We start from the raw sequence: 13426 nt of genomic DNA, 5'->3' as shown, positions 1-13426 counted from the left end.
GTCAGACTCCTTCGCTTTGACGCCGGGTCGAGTATAAGCCCCGCACCATGACACGTTTTCTCATCGTTGCAGCCGGGGGCGCCCTCGGCGCTGTCGCCCGCTACGGGGTCGGCGTCTGGACCACGCGATTGTTTCCGGCTGCGCAGTGGCCGTGGGCCACGCTGACGGTCAATGTTGCCGGCGGCCTGCTGATGGGGCTGCTGGCCGGCTGGCTGGCCTTCCGGGGCGGGGCTTACAGCGAGAGCCTGCGCCTGTTCGCCGCCGTCGGCGTGCTGGGCGGCTTCACCACCTTCTCGGCCTTTTCGCTGGAGGCGGCGCTGATGATCGAGCGCCGTCAATTGGCCATGGCGGGCGGTTACGTCGCCGCCTCGGTGATCCTGTCGATCGCCGCCCTGTTTATCGGCCTGATGGTCGCCCGCCGCGCCTTCGGAGCCGCCCTTTGACTGACGAACCCATCCAGGAAGCCGAACCCGCTCCCAAGCGCGAGGTGCTGACCATCTATGTCGCGGAGGCCGAGGACGGCATCCGGCTGGACCGCTGGTTCCGTCGGCGCTGGCCGCACCTGTCCAACATCCAGGTGCAGAAGATGGCCCGCAGCGGCCAGATCCGCGTCGACGGCGCCCGGATCAAGCCCGAAGGCCGCCTGACCGCCGGTGCCGCCGTGCGCGTCCCGCCGATCCCCGACGACACCTCGCGTCAGGCCGGCGACGTCCACACCCTCAGCGCCCAGGACATCAAATTCGCGAAATCCCTCGTGCTCTACGAGGACGACATGGTCATCGCCATCAACAAGCCCCACGGCCTCGCCGTCCAGGGCGGCACCAAGACCAGCCGGCACGTCGACCGCCTGCTGTCGGCCTGGGGAGAGGGGATGGACCGCCCGCGTCTGGTGCACCGCCTCGACCGCGACACCTCCGGTGTCCTGTTGCTCGGCAAGGGGCCCGAGGCGGCCAAGCGCCTGGCCGGGGCCTTCGCCCGGCGTCAGGCCAAGAAGACCTACTGGGCCATCGTCATCGGCAACCCCAAGCCCGCCGCCGGCCAGATCGACATGCCGCTGAAGAAGACCGGCATCAACGATTTCGAGATGATGCGCCCGGCCGACCGCAAGGATCCGCGCGCCGAACCGGCCGAGACCGCCTTCGCCACCATCAGCCGCGCCGCCCACCGCGCCTCGTGGATGGCCCTGCGCCCCTTCACTGGCCGGACCCACCAGCTGCGCGCCCATATGGCGGGCATCGGCCATCCGATCCTCGGCGATCCCAAATACGGGGATGAGAAGTCGAAAGAGCTGTCGGGCCCGCTGAAGCTGCAACTCCACGCCCGCAGTATCGAGCTGGAGCACCCGCGCGGCGGCATGCTGAAGGTCGAGGCCCCCCTGAGCCCCGAAATGCGCGCCGGCTTCATCCATTTCGGCTTCGAGGAAGCCGAAGGGAACGAGAGTGATCCGTTCGAAGGGGTCCGCCGCCAGCGATGAGACCCCTCGCCGTCTTCGACATCGACGGAACCCTCGTCGACAGCCGCGCCTCGATCCATCGCGCCGCCTGCGAGGCCGCGCGGGACATCGGCCTGCCCGAGCCTGAGTACGACCGGGTGCGCCAGATCGTCGGCCTGTCGCTCGAGCACGCCATGGCGGTGCTGGAGCCGGGGCTCGATGCGCCGACCCTGGCCCGGTTCGTCGCCGGCTTCCGCGCCAGCTTCAACCGCATGTACCAGGAGGGGCACGAGGAGCCCCTCTATCCGGGGGCCATGGAGACCGTGCGTCGGCTGCACCGGGACGGCTGGCGGCTGGCGCTGGCGACGGGCCAGAACCGCCGCGGCGTGGCCCGCAATCTGGCCCGTGAGGGCTGGGCCGACCTGTTCATCTCCTCCCACTGCGCCGAGGACGGCCCCGGCAAGCCGGACCCGGCCATGCTCCACGCCGCCATGGCCGCCTGCGACGCCTGTCCGGCCACGACGATCATGATCGGCGACACCGCCCATGACATCGAGATGGCGATCAATGCCGGCGTCCTGCCGCTGGGCGTGGCCTGGGGCTTCCATACGGTCGAGGAACAGCAGGCCGCCGGGGCCCGCCACGTCGCCCGATCCTTCGCCGAACTGACCGTGGTGCTGGACGGCTTCGCCGACCTGACCCGCGCCGCCTGAGACCGACATGCCCCACATCCCGCCGCTGGACCCCAACGTCGCCGCCCGCAAGGGTTTCCGCGAGTCCGAGGAGCGACTGAAGCGCTTCTGGAAGGCGGTCGACGTGCTTGAAGGGGAGGGTGGCTGGGCCGTTACGCTGGACGGGCGCACGCCGAAGACGCCGGCCCACGCCCCGCTGCGCCTGCCCACCGAGGCCGCCGCGCGGCTGGCGGCGGACGAATGGGCCGCCCAGGGCGAGTTCATCGATCCCGCGACCATGCCCGCCACCCGTCTGGCCTCGACCGCCATCGACCGGGTCTCGCAGGTCCGCGAGGCCGTGGCCGAAGAGATCGCCGCCTTCGCCGGCTCGGACCTGCTCTGCTACCTCGCGGAGCATCCGACCTCCCTGGCCGTCGAACAGGCCCGCGAATGGACGCCCTGGCGTGACTGGGCGGCGCTGGAACTGGGCGTGGTGCTGGAGCCCGCCGAGGGCATCGTCCATCGGCCGCAGGACCCCGCCGCGATCGCCCGCGTCGCCGAACTGGCCCTGCGCCTCGACGACTTCGCCTTGACCGGACTGGCCTTGGCCACGCCGCTGCTGGGCTCGGCCGTGCTGGCTATGGCGCTCCAGCGCGGCGTTCTGGCCGGCGAGGCCGCCTTCGAGCTCAGCCGCCTCGACGAGGCCTTCCAGGAACGCCAGTGGGGCGTCGACGCCGAGGCCGCCGAACGCACCGCCGCCCGCCGCGCCGAAGCCGTCATGCTGGACCGCTGGTTCCGCGCGCTGGGCTGACTTTCCAATCCGGAAAATAATCACTTGACGAAGTGGAAAGTGAAGCTCACTTTCCAATCCAGAAAGTGAGATATCCGCCATGGGCAACGACCCCACTCCCGCCGAGGCGCTCGCGTCGATCGAGACCGCCCGCGGCGCGCTGAATGACCGCCTGCAGATCCACTGGTCCTACGATCTCCTCTATGGTCTCGCCTGCGGCCTACTGGTCGCCGGACAGGGGCTGCCCCAGCCGTATGCGGTCCTCACGGTGCCGATCGCCCTGGGCGGCCTGGCGCTGATGATCCGCTGGTGGAAGGCGAAGACGGGCTTCTGGGTCGACGGCTTCTCGCCGAAGAGCGCCCGCTGGGTCGCCGTCGGCCTCGGCGCCCTCCTGATCAGCCTGATGCTCGGCAGCCTCTATCTGACCCGCGTGGCTGACCTCTGGTGGGGTCCGCTGGTGACGGGCGGGATCGCCGCGGTCGTCGCCATGGTCGCCTCGCGCCTGTGGATGCGCGCCTACCGCCGCGATCTGTCGCGGTCGGCGGTATGAGCCGGAAAGCGAGATCAGACATGGCTGATGATATCGATCCCCGCGAGGCCCTGGCCTCAATCCATGAAGCCCGCGCCGGGGTTGGGCGCAGCATGGACTATCCCCCCGCCTGGGACATCGTCTTCGGCCTCCTCGTCGCGGCCATGGTCACGGCCCAGGGCCTGCCACAGATTTCGATCGCCCTCGTCCTGCTGGGCACGCTCGCCGGCCTGTTTTGGATGATGAAATGGTGGCGCGATCGTTTCGGCTGGTGGGTCAGTGCCTATGCGCCGAAGCGGGCCCGCTGGATCGCCTACGGCATGTTGCCGCCGTTCTTCGGCTGTCTCGGCCTGTCGGGCTGGACCCGGCTGTTCGACGGACCCTGGTGGGCACCGTTCCTGGGCGGCGCACTGGCCTTCGTCATCGTGATCGTCTTCGGCCGCTGGTGGGCGCACGTCTATCGCAGGGAGCTGGCCGGGGGCGGTCAATGAGCGCCCGGCCTGTGCCCGTGTTCGACCCTGTCATCCACGCCCCCGGGCGGCTGCAGATCTGCGCCATCCTTTCCAGCGTGGACAGCGCCGAGTTCGCCATGCTGCGCGACGCCATCAAGGTCTCGGACTCTGTCCTCTCCAAACACCTGAAACAGCTGGAGGAGGCAGGCCATGTCGCCCTCACCAAGGCCGCCGAGAACGGCCGCCAGCGCACCTGGATCAGCCTGACCCCCGCCGGCCGCAAGGCCTTCGCCGCCCATGTCGCCGAGCTTCAGCGGCTGGCGGCGATGACGGCTCCTCCGGCGCTGGGGCAGGGGTTCTCGGGCTAGGAAGGGTGGAGGGGGCGCTTGCCTCCGCCGCCGGCCCTCCTTAAGCCTCCCGCTCAAGGAGACGCCGCATGAACACCATCCTCGAACAGCTCGAAGCCCGCCGCGCCGGCGCCAAGCTCGGCGGCGGCGAAAAGCGGATCGCCAGCCAGCACGCCAAGGGCAAGCTGACCGCGCGCGAGCGGATCGACGTCCTGCTGGACGAAGGCTCCTTCGAGGAGACCGACATGTTCGTCGAGCACCGCTCGACCCAGTTCGGCATGGAGGCCCAGCGCATCCCCGGCGACGGCGTGGTCACCGGCCGCGGCACCATCGGTGGCCGTCTGGTCTATGTCTTCTCCAAGGATTTCACGGTCTTCGGCGGCTCCCTTTCGGGCGCCCATGCGGCCAAGATCGTCAAGATCCAGACCATGGCCCTGACCAACGGTGCCCCGATCATCGGCCTGTTCGACGCCGGCGGTGCCCGCATCCAGGAGGGGGTCGAGGCCCTGGCGGGCTATGCCGACATCTTCCTGCAGAACACCCTGGCCTCGGGCGTCATCCCCCAGATCAGCGTCATCATGGGCCCCTGCGCCGGTGGCGACGTCTATTCCCCGGCCATCACGGACTTCATCTTCATGGTGAAGGACACGAGCTACATGTATGTGACCGGCCCCGACGTGGTGAAGACGGTCACCAATGAGCTCGTCACCCACGAGGACCTCGGCGGCGCGCGTGTGCATTCGCAGAAGTCCGGCGTCGCCGACGGCGCCTTCGAGAACGATCTGGAGGCCCTCAGCGAGGTCCGCCGTCTGATCGGCTTCCTGCCCCTCTCGAACCGCGAAAAGCCCCCCGTCCGCGACTCCTACGACGACCCGGAGCGCGACGAGGCCAGCCTCGACACCCTGGTCCCGGCCAATCCGAACCAGCCCTATGACATCAAGGAGCTGATCCTGAAGACGGTCGACGAGGCCGAATTCTTCGAGATCGGCCCGGACTTTGCGAAGAACATCGTCACCGGCTTCGGTCGCCTCGACGGCCAGACCGTCGGCGTCGTCGCCAACCAGCCCCAGGTGCTGGCGGGCGTTCTCGACATCGACAGCAGCCGCAAGGCCGCGCGGTTCGTGCGCTTCTGCGACGCCTTCGACATCCCGCTGGTGACCTTCGTCGACGTGCCCGGCTTCATGCCCGGCACGCGCCAGGAATACGGCGGCCTGATCAAACACGGCGCCAAACTGCTGTTCGCCTATGCCGAGGCCACCGTGCCCAAGCTGACCGTCATCACCCGCAAGGCCTATGGCGGCGCCTATGACGTGATGAGCTCCAAACACCTGCGCGGCGACGTCAACTACGCCTGGCCCTCGGCCGAGATCGCCGTCATGGGCGCCAAGGGCGCGGTCGAGATCATCTTCCGCAAGGAGGCCGGCGACCCGGCGGCGCTGGCGGCCCGTGAAGCCGAGTACAAGGAGAAGTTCGCCAACCCCTTCGTCGCGGCAGGCCTCGGCTATATCGACGACGTGATCATGCCGCACGGGACCCGGCGCCGGCTGATCAAGGCGCTACGGACGCTGAAGAACAAGTCGCAGGAAAATCCGTGGAAGAAGCACGATAATATTCCGCTTTAGGAGCGCGCCTGACCAACCTCCTCTTCCTCTGCTCCCGCAACCGCCTCCGCTCACCCACGGCCGAGCAGATCTTCGCGTCCTGGCCCGGCGTCGAGACCGCCTCCGCCGGCCTGGCACCCGATGCGGAGGAGCCATGCTCCGCCGAACTGGTGGAATGGGCCGACATCATCTTCGTTATGGAGCGCGCCCACCGCGCCAGGCTCCAGCGCCGCTTCAGGGCCCAGCTGAAGCGGGCGCGGGTGATCTGTCTGGATATCCCCGACGACTACGCCTTCATGCAGCCCGAGCTGGTGGCCCTGCTGGAGAAGAAGGTGGGGGCTTACCTCAAATAGCTTTCGTCATTCCGGGCGAAGCGTAGCGAAGACCCGGAACCCAGCGGCGCGCGTGAGCGCGACCCTGTCGCGGACACATCTGTCCAACCCGTGCGGCTGGAACGTTCGCCTTCGGCGCCGCTGGGTCCCCCGGTCTCGCTGCGCTCGCCGGAGGATGACGAAAGCAAGGGGGCTTTGACCCGCGACCCCGCCCGGGCCATCCTCGCCTCCGGACAGAGGCGGGAGAGTGGACATGGCCATCGGGGCTTCGGCCGGGGTGATCACCTTCATCAACACGCGCGACCCGGAGACGGCCAAGGCCTTCTATGGCGAGACGCTGGGGTTCAAATTCGTCGGTGACGACGGGTTCGCCAACGTCTTCGACCTGAACGGCACCACCCTGAGGATCACCAGGATCGACAACCACGTCGCCCAGGGGCATCCGGTCCTGGGCTGGATGGTCGACGATATCGAGGGCACGATCCGGCGGCTCGTCGCGCGCGGCGTGACCATGACGATCTACCCGGGACTGGGTCAGGACGAACTGGGCATCTGGACCGCGCCGGACGGCAAGGCGAAGGTCGCCTTCTTCAACGACCCCGACGGCAATGCCCTCAGCCTGACATCGGTCTGAGGGGCAGGATCTTCGCTCGCCCCGGAGCCGATCCAGTGTTCACCTCATGACCCATCTTGTCATCCCGGCCGCAGCGAAGCGAAGAGCCGGGACGGCATGCTCCCACACCCCCTGACTCCTCCCGGACAGCCCGCAGGGCTGAGCCGGGAGACGGGTAGACGTCACTACGGCGGTGCCCGCTCACACAGACCGTTCGAAGGCCGCCCTTCGCCCGGCTCAGCCCTGCGGGCTGTCCGGGCGTGGCTGAAAAGGGGGCTGGTCCGTCCCCGATCTCCGCTTCGCTCCGTCGGGGATGACAAGGGGGCACCCTCCTCACGGGGAGAAGGGTCCGGATACCCCCCAAACAGTGTCTTCCCGCCCCGTATAATCTCGCCCCTCGCGAGCCGCGAAGGTGCCGTCCCGACCCTCTGGACGACGGCCCGCCGGCCCCTGCGACCGTATCTGACGCAGGCGCGTGCATACTGGTCAAATGCCCGCCGGGCCGGTCTTTGACAGCCTTTCACATCACCGCCGCGTCCGCCCAGGACCCGGCGCGCACCCTTCGGGCCACAAGGGCCGGCTTCCTGAAATCCGGCCCGCAATTTTCCGCGCGAAACCGTACCCTTTCGACCCTTCAGCCGACCAGCGCCGCCCGCTCGTCCGGGGTCAGCATCCGCCATTTGCCCTCGGGCAGATTGTCCAGTTTCAGCGGGCCGATCCGTACACGGATCAAATCCACGACCTCGAGGTCGACCATCTCGCACATCCGCCGGATCTGGCGGTTGCGGCCCTCGCGCAGGATGAATTTCAGTCGGAAGGACTCCATCCGGCTGACATAGGCCGGCTTCAGCTGACGGCCGTCCAGCATCAGGCCGTGCCGCAGGATCTTCAGCTTCTTCTCGGTGATGTCGCCCGTCACCCGGACGAGGTATTCCTTGTCCAGATCGGACTCCGGTCCGATCACCGCCTTGGCCACCACCCCGTCCGATGACAGCAGCAGCAGGCCACGGGAATCCTCGTCCAGCCGCCCGATCGGGGGCAGGGAGACCTCGTCTGCGGGGGTGACGCCTTCGCCGACGCGGTTGTTGTCGGTGACCAGCCGGACCGCGGGCAGTTTGTTCGGCTCCGGCTGGCCCGAGACATAGCCCATCGGCTTGTGCATCACGATGGTCACGCCCTCGGCCAGTTGGGCGGTGGCCCGGTCGCTCAGGGTCAGGGTCTGGCCCGGCTCCAGCTTGCGGCCCGCATCGGCCACGACCTCGCCGTCGACCGAGACCAGGCCGTCGGCGATCAGCGCATCCGCCTCGCGCCGCGAGCAGACGCCGCTCTGGCCCAGCCATTTGTTGATCCGGACCGGCTCGTCGCCGTCATAGGTCTTGGAAAACGCCATGCGGGTCCGTAGCCGCCGGGCGAAGCCGGGTCCAGCCGCCGATCAGCCGCCGAGGACGGCGGCGATGGCGGCTCGCGCCACCTCATCGTCCTGCGCTGACGATGCGCCGGACACGCCGATGGCCCCGACCACCCGGCCATCGACCACAATGGGCACGCCGCCCGCGACCGGCACGATCCCGTCGATGGCCAGCAGGGCCATGCGCCCGGCGGCCAGACGCTCCTCCGCCGAGGCGGAAGAGGCGCGGAACCGGGCCGCGGACCGGGCCTTGGCCTGGGCGACATTGATCGACCCGTACTGGACATCGTCCATCCGTCCGAAGGCGACCAGCTCGCCCGACGGCTCGACCACGGCGATGGCCAGACGGAAGCCGCGGGCGCGGCCGGCCTCGACAGCCCGGTCGACCAGCGCCTGCGCCGTCTCCAGCCCGATCGGCGCGCCATAGGACAGGGGCGGAGCCGGCGCAGCAGCCGGTGCCGGTGTCGGCGGCGTCTGCCCCCACGCCGGAGCCGCGAGGGCCAGAACGGCCACAGCAGGAAGGAGACGTTTCATGTCAGTGCTTTCGATCAGGTTCGGCCAGGCTCGGGGCCGATGCCGCCACATCCCCGAGGGAAGCGCAAGGGCGGGTCAGACTCGCCGGAACAGCAGGATGAGGTTGTTCGCCGGCATCTCGATTCGCCGGGTGAGTGCCAGCCCCCCGGCTTTCGCCACCGCCGCCACCGCGTCCCGGTCCCTCAGTCCCCAGACCGGATCACGCGCCTTGAGGCTCTCGTCGAACGCCGCGTTTGAAGCCGACAGCGGAACCTCGGCCTCGCGGTACGGCCCGTACAGGACCAGCAGCCCCCCGGTCGCCAGCCGGGTCCCGGCCAGCGCCATCAGCGCCTCGGTCGCCGCCCAGGGGCTGATGTGAATCATGTTGATGCAGACCACCGCCTGCAGCGACCCCTCCGGCCAGGTCGCCGAATCCAGCACGTCCAGCTCAAGGGGCGGCCGCAGGTTCGGCAGGCCGGCCGCTTCGGCCCATGCGGCTATGCTGGCCCGCGCTTCCGCCGATGGATCGCTGGGCGTCCAGTCGAGATAGGGCAGGGCACTCGCGAAGGCCACGGCGTGCTCGCCAGACCCCGCGGCGATCTCCAGCACCCGCCCACGGGCCGGCATGTGCGCCTTGAGCACCTCCAGGATCGGCCCCGTATTCCGCGCCACGGCGGGCGAGGCGAGGGCGCCCCGGGGCGTGGCGGTGAGGGGGTCCATGGTCTGCATGCCTGCCCGGATACCCCGCGCCGCGCCTGTCCGCGACCGGAATTATGCAGCCCTCGCCGGGCGTCCCGCTCGCGAGAGGTTGAAACGTGCATCGGTTGACGCCGCGTCCGCATCGGTGTCATTCCCGCTGAAACATTGCGTGATGATCCGCGCAAGGGAGAGCCACGGCGGCGCAGATCGCCGGGCGACGTTCAGGAGAGTGATCGTGACCGCATCCGCCATCCAGGGCCTTTACCCGGCTCCCACCAAACACGCCGGCCTCGTCGCCTGGGTCGAGCAGATCGCTGCGCTCACCAAACCGGCGCGGGTCCACTGGTGCGACGGGTCGGAGGCCGAGAAGGCCGCCATCGTCGCCGATCTGATCGGCAAGGGCACGCTGCGCGAACTGGACCAGACCAAGCGCCCGGGCTGCTACTACGCCGCCTCGGACCCGAAGGACGTGGCCCGTGTCGAGAGCCGCACCTTCATCTGCTCGGCCGACAAGGTCGACGCCGGCCCGACCAACAACTGGGCCGATCCGGTCGAGATGCGCGCCCGTCTGAACGGCCTGTTCGACGGCTGTATGGCCGGCCGCACCATGTATGTGGTGCCCTTCTCCATGGGCCCGCTGGGTTCGGAGCTCAGCGCCCTCGGCGTCGAGATCACCGACAGCGGCTATGTCGCCATCTCGATGGGCATCATGACCCGCATGGGCCAGCCGGTGCTGGATCTGATGGGCGAGGACGGCGTCTTCGTGCCGGCCGTCCACACGCTCGGCGCGCCGCTGGCCGAAGGGCAGGCGGACGTGCCGTGGCCCTGCAATGAGGACAAGTGGATCGTCCACTATCCCGAGACCCGCGAGATCTGGTCCTACGGCTCGGGCTATGGCGGCAACGCCCTTCTGGGCAAGAAATGCTACGCCCTGCGCATCGCCTCGGTCATGGCCCGCGACGAGGGCTGGCTGGCCGAGCACATGCTGATCCTCAAGCTGACCGATCCGGCTGGCCGCGCCAAATACGTCGCCGCCGCCTTCCCCTCGGCCTGCGGCAAGACCAACCTCGCCATGCTCCAGCCGACCATCCCCGGCTGGAAGGCCGAGACGATCGGCGACGACATCGCCTGGATGCGCTTCGGCGACGACGGCCGCCTGTACGCCGTGAACCCGGAAGCCGGCTTCTTCGGCGTCGCACCGGGCACCAGCCGCAACACCAACGGCAACGCCCTGGCGACGATGGGTTCCAACACCGTCTTCACCAACACGGCCCTGACCGCCGACAACGATGTCTGGTGGGAAGGCCTGTCGAAGGTCGCCCCCGAAGGCATGACCAACTGGAAGGGCGTGCCTCACGACCCGGCCTCAGGTGAGCCTGCCGCCCACGCCAACGCCCGCTTCGCCGCCCCGGCCTCGCAGTGCCCGACTATCGCGCCCGAGTGGGAAGACCCCAAGGGCGTGCCGATCGACGCCATCCTGTTCGGCGGCCGCCGCGCCTCGGCTGTGCCGCTGGTCACCGAGGCCTTCGACTGGGAGCACGGCGTGTTCATGGGTTCGTCGGTCGCCTCGGAAGGCACCGCCGCCGCCGAGAACGCCATCGGGACCCTGCGCCGCGATCCCTTCGCCATGCTGCCCTTCTGCGGCTACAACATGGGCGACTATTTCGCCCACTGGCTGTCGATGGGCGGACGCACCGAGGCGGCCAAGCTGCCGCGCCTCTACTTCGTCAACTGGTTCCGCAAGAACGAGGACGGCCAGTTCGTCTGGCCCGGCTTCGGCGACAATGCCCGCGTGCTGAAGTGGATCGCCGAACGTCTCGACGGCACGGCGGAGGCCGTCGACACCCCGGTCGGCCGCGTGCCGACCCGTGAAGCGCTCGACCTGTCGGGCCTCAGCCTGTCGGACGCGGACCTGTCGACCCTGCTGGATGTCGACGCCGAGGTCTGGGCCGAGGAAGCGTCACTGATCCCCGAGTTCTACGCCCAGTTCGGCGATCGCCTGCCGGCAGCCCTCTGGAACCAGCACGCGGCCCTGACGACCCGCATCGACGCGAACCGCGCCGCGGCCATCGCGGCCGAGTAGCGCTTGCATTCAGGCTGCGGGCGGTCGATCAGATCGCCCGTGGCTTCCTCTCCTGATGTGATCGTCATCGGCGCCGGCGTGCTCGGCCTCTGCACCGCAGCCGAACTGGCCGCGCGCGGCCACGCCGTGACCGTGATCGACCCCGGTGGTCCGAACGCCTCCTCCATCGCCGCCGGCATGATCGCCCCCGCGCTGGAAAGCCTGCCGGAAGAGGTGACCGCCGACCGCGCCGCCCTGTTGAAGCGCGCGCGCGACGTCTGGCCCGCCTTCGCCGAGACCCATGGGCTGACGCTGCTGCGCGAAGGCGCGGACTGGCGCGGGCCGGACCCGGAGGCCATCCTGGCCCGCCTGGTCGAACTGGGTTTTGAAGCACGCCTCACGCCCACCGGCCTCACGACCGCCGACGACTGGCGCATGGAGGTCGCGCCGGCCCTGAAGGCGCTGGCGCGGACCTTTGGTGTCACCATGGTGCGCGGGCAGGTCATGCGCCTGACCGGCGATGCCCGCCGCTGGCGCGTTGAAGCGAACGACGGCCGTGTCTGGTTCAGCCCCACGGTGGTTCTGGCCACCGGTGCCGGTGAGCCGGTCGCTGGCCTGCCGGAGACCACCGCCGCGATTGTCGGGGCGATTACGCCGATCCGCGGTCAGTTGACCTTCGTCGCCACCCCGACCTCGCCCCGCGTGGTCAGGGGCGCCGGCGTCTATGCCGCGCCCTGCGAAGCCGGCGTCGTGATCGGCGCGACCATGGAACCCGGCCGCCGTGATCTGGAGCCGGATCCCGAGGAAGCAAGGCGTCAGGTCGCGGCCGGTCTGGCGCTGCTGAATGCGACGGCCGAAGCCGGCCCGACCCGCGTGGGCATCCGGGGCGCGACCGCCGACGGCTTGCCGTTGGCGGGATCGTCGGGCGAGCCCGGATTGCACCTGGCCCTGGCGCCGCGCCGGAACGGCTGGCTGATGGGGCCGCTTGTGGCCGCGATCACGGCGGATGGAATCGAGGGCAGGCCGCCCATGGCGGACGCCGCCGCCCTCGATCCGCTCAGGTTCGCCTGATCAGTCTGCCGGCGGCGTGAAGCGCAGGTTGATGTTCACCCGCGATCCTTCGGCCGCGCCGTTGACGGTCCGCGGATTGACCCGGAAGTGGCGCGACAGACCCTGGGCCGCACGGCCGAAGCCGTAACCGCCCGGGGTCTCCCGCAGGACATTGCAGTCCGTCACCGCCCCGGATGGCAGGACCAGACAGTTCAGCGACGCCGAGCCGGCGACGTTCGCAGCGATCGCCCGGTCGGGATAGGCCCGCGTCATCTGGTCGGCCGAGGGCTGACGAGACCAGCTGGGATTGCGGATGATGGCCGGGGGTTGCGGCTGCACAGTTTCGACCGGTGCGGCGTCGTTGACCGGTTCGGGTGAGGTCGTCGCGGTGGTGATGCTGGTGCTGTCGGCCACCGTCTCGCCCTGGGTCACGACAATGGTCTCGACATCTCGCGCCGGGGTCGTGGGCTCGTTGACCCGGGTATTGGGCGGTGCCGGATCCACCGGCTTGGGTTGGGGCAGGGGCTTGGGCAGGCGCTCGAATGTCACCTCGATCGGGTCCGGCAGGTCCGGAGAGACGATCTGGGGCATCTCGAACCGCTGATAGTACATCGCCGCGCCGAGACCGACGTGGGCCGTGACCACGATGCCGACCGCGACCCAGGTCGCTTTCGAGAATCGGGGTGTCTTGCGCTCGTGGAAGTCGATGGGGCTCACCAGTCCGGGGCCGCCTGCTGTCTTGATCATCATGGCCGTCTCATCCCTGTCTATCGCCGTCCCCACAGCGTCCCACGGTGAAGTTGAGCGCCGCCCTCGCGGCAAGTTTGGGGCGAGCCTTGCCTTGAAAGCGCCACCGAGCGGGCGGCCGTCCGAAGGTTAAGAGTCTGTGGACCGGAAGATCGCTGTTAGGATTTGATTAACCACAAA

16 protein-coding genes are annotated in these 13426 nt (G+C 69.2%); 12 read left to right on the top strand and 4 right to left on the bottom strand.

Annotation, left to right across the window (positions count from 1 at the left end):
• Positions 1-47: 47 nt before the first annotated feature.
• The 10 genes from crcB to KB221_10780 all read left to right on the top strand — a co-directional run bounded on the left by crcB (position 48) and on the right by KB221_10780 (position 6788).
• The gene (gene crcB / locus KB221_10825) at positions 48-443 is read left to right on the top strand and encodes a fluoride efflux transporter CrcB (GenBank protein WIY68581.1); all 396 of its coding nucleotides are present in this window, start codon (positions 48-50) and stop codon (positions 441-443) included.
• On the top strand, positions 440-1474 hold the full coding sequence (locus KB221_10820; protein ID WIY68580.1) for an RluA family pseudouridine synthase: 1035 nt from the start codon (positions 440-442) through the stop codon (positions 1472-1474). Before crcB ends, KB221_10820 begins: the two co-directional genes overlap by 4 nt.
• Positions 1471-2145 carry an HAD-IA family hydrolase gene (locus KB221_10815; GenBank protein ID WIY68579.1) on the top strand — a complete coding sequence of 225 codons (675 nt, stop codon included), beginning with the start codon at positions 1471-1473 and terminating at the stop codon, positions 2143-2145. The genes KB221_10820 and KB221_10815 overlap by 4 nt, the downstream gene beginning before the upstream one ends.
• A gap of 7 nt (positions 2146-2152) precedes the next feature.
• A complete protein-coding gene (locus KB221_10810; protein ID WIY68578.1) occupies positions 2153-2914 on the top strand; it encodes an ATP12 family protein in 762 nt (253 codons plus the stop codon).
• Positions 2915-2993: 79 nt separating this feature from the next.
• Positions 2994-3443, top strand: a complete 450-nt coding sequence (locus tag KB221_10805) for a hypothetical protein (GenBank protein WIY68577.1) — start codon at positions 2994-2996, stop codon at positions 3441-3443.
• A gap of 20 nt (positions 3444-3463) precedes the next feature.
• On the top strand, positions 3464-3913 hold the full coding sequence (locus tag KB221_10800) for a hypothetical protein (protein WIY68576.1): 450 nt from the start codon (positions 3464-3466) through the stop codon (positions 3911-3913).
• A complete protein-coding gene (locus KB221_10795; protein WIY68575.1) occupies positions 3910-4242 on the top strand; it encodes a transcriptional regulator in 333 nt (110 codons plus the stop codon). Before KB221_10800 ends, KB221_10795 begins: the two co-directional genes overlap by 4 nt.
• A gap of 68 nt (positions 4243-4310) precedes the next feature.
• A complete protein-coding gene (locus KB221_10790) occupies positions 4311-5843 on the top strand; it encodes an acyl-CoA carboxylase subunit beta (protein WIY68574.1) in 1533 nt (510 codons plus the stop codon).
• Positions 5844-5992: 149 nt separating this feature from the next.
• The gene (locus tag KB221_10785) at positions 5993-6175 is read left to right on the top strand and encodes a phosphotyrosine protein phosphatase (GenBank protein WIY68573.1); all 183 of its coding nucleotides are present in this window, start codon (positions 5993-5995) and stop codon (positions 6173-6175) included.
• Positions 6176-6407: 232 nt separating this feature from the next.
• Positions 6408-6788 (top strand): VOC family protein, encoded by a 381-nt coding sequence (locus tag KB221_10780; GenBank protein ID WIY68572.1) that lies wholly within the window; start codon positions 6408-6410, stop codon positions 6786-6788.
• A gap of 613 nt (positions 6789-7401) precedes the next feature.
• Here the strand turns inward: KB221_10780 and KB221_10775 are convergent.
• The 3 genes from KB221_10775 to KB221_10765 all read right to left on the bottom strand — a co-directional run bounded on the left by KB221_10775 (position 7402) and on the right by KB221_10765 (position 9408).
• Positions 7402-8157, bottom strand: coding sequence for a pseudouridine synthase (locus tag KB221_10775; GenBank protein ID WIY68571.1), 756 nt, complete (start codon positions 8155-8157; stop codon positions 7402-7404).
• 42 nt (positions 8158-8199) lie between these two features.
• Entirely contained in the window at positions 8200-8709 is a 510-nt protein-coding gene (locus KB221_10770) for a heme-binding protein (GenBank protein WIY68570.1), read from the bottom strand.
• A gap of 75 nt (positions 8710-8784) precedes the next feature.
• A complete protein-coding gene (locus tag KB221_10765; GenBank protein ID WIY68569.1) occupies positions 8785-9408 on the bottom strand; it encodes a DUF938 domain-containing protein in 624 nt (207 codons plus the stop codon).
• Between the two features lie 214 nt (positions 9409-9622).
• On the opposite strand from KB221_10765, the gene KB221_10760 reads away from it, so the two are divergent.
• Positions 9623-11470 carry a phosphoenolpyruvate carboxykinase (GTP) gene (locus KB221_10760; protein ID WIY68568.1) on the top strand — a complete coding sequence of 616 codons (1848 nt, stop codon included), beginning with the start codon at positions 9623-9625 and terminating at the stop codon, positions 11468-11470.
• Positions 11471-11509: 39 nt separating this feature from the next.
• Positions 11510-12520: an FAD-dependent oxidoreductase gene (locus KB221_10755; GenBank protein WIY68567.1), complete on the top strand. Its 1011-nt coding sequence runs from the start codon at positions 11510-11512 to the stop codon at positions 12518-12520.
• On the opposite strand, the gene KB221_10750 is transcribed toward KB221_10755, so the two are convergent.
• Complete coding sequence (locus tag KB221_10750; GenBank protein WIY68566.1) at positions 12521-13249, bottom strand: TonB family protein; 729 nt, start codon at positions 13247-13249, stop codon at positions 12521-12523.
• Between the last annotated feature and the right edge of the window lie 177 nt (positions 13250-13426).

The sequence above is a fragment of the Aquidulcibacter paucihalophilus genome, from assembly GCA_030285985.1.
GTDB lineage: Bacteria > Pseudomonadota > Alphaproteobacteria > Caulobacterales > Caulobacteraceae > Brevundimonas.
Note: the sequence above shows the minus strand (reverse complement) of the source record. Positions and strands in the feature narration are given on the sequence as shown.

What these genes read in the sequence shown, in the direction of transcription:
- KB221_10815 (WIY68579.1), top strand. Translation starts at nt 1,471, where the DNA reads ATGAGACCCCTCGCCGTCTTCGACATCGACGGAACCCTCGTCGACAGC.
- crcB (WIY68581.1), top strand. Translation starts at nt 48, where the DNA reads ATGACACGTTTTCTCATCGTTGCAGCCGGGGGCGCCCTCGGCGCTGTC.
- KB221_10805 (WIY68577.1), top strand. Translation starts at nt 2,994, where the DNA reads ATGGGCAACGACCCCACTCCCGCCGAGGCGCTCGCGTCGATCGAGACC.
- KB221_10775 (WIY68571.1), bottom strand. Translation starts at nt 8,157, where the DNA reads ATGGCGTTTTCCAAGACCTATGACGGCGACGAGCCGGTCCGGATCAAC.
- KB221_10750 (WIY68566.1), bottom strand. Translation starts at nt 13,249, where the DNA reads ATGATGATCAAGACAGCAGGCGGCCCCGGACTGGTGAGCCCCATCGAC.
- KB221_10790 (WIY68574.1), top strand. Translation starts at nt 4,311, where the DNA reads ATGAACACCATCCTCGAACAGCTCGAAGCCCGCCGCGCCGGCGCCAAG.
- KB221_10800 (WIY68576.1), top strand. Translation starts at nt 3,464, where the DNA reads ATGGCTGATGATATCGATCCCCGCGAGGCCCTGGCCTCAATCCATGAA.
- KB221_10780 (WIY68572.1), top strand. Translation starts at nt 6,408, where the DNA reads ATGGCCATCGGGGCTTCGGCCGGGGTGATCACCTTCATCAACACGCGC.
- KB221_10810 (WIY68578.1), top strand. Translation starts at nt 2,153, where the DNA reads ATGCCCCACATCCCGCCGCTGGACCCCAACGTCGCCGCCCGCAAGGGT.
- KB221_10770 (WIY68570.1), bottom strand. Translation starts at nt 8,709, where the DNA reads ATGAAACGTCTCCTTCCTGCTGTGGCCGTTCTGGCCCTCGCGGCTCCG.
- KB221_10765 (WIY68569.1), bottom strand. Translation starts at nt 9,408, where the DNA reads ATGGACCCCCTCACCGCCACGCCCCGGGGCGCCCTCGCCTCGCCCGCC.
- KB221_10795 (WIY68575.1), top strand. Translation starts at nt 3,910, where the DNA reads ATGAGCGCCCGGCCTGTGCCCGTGTTCGACCCTGTCATCCACGCCCCC.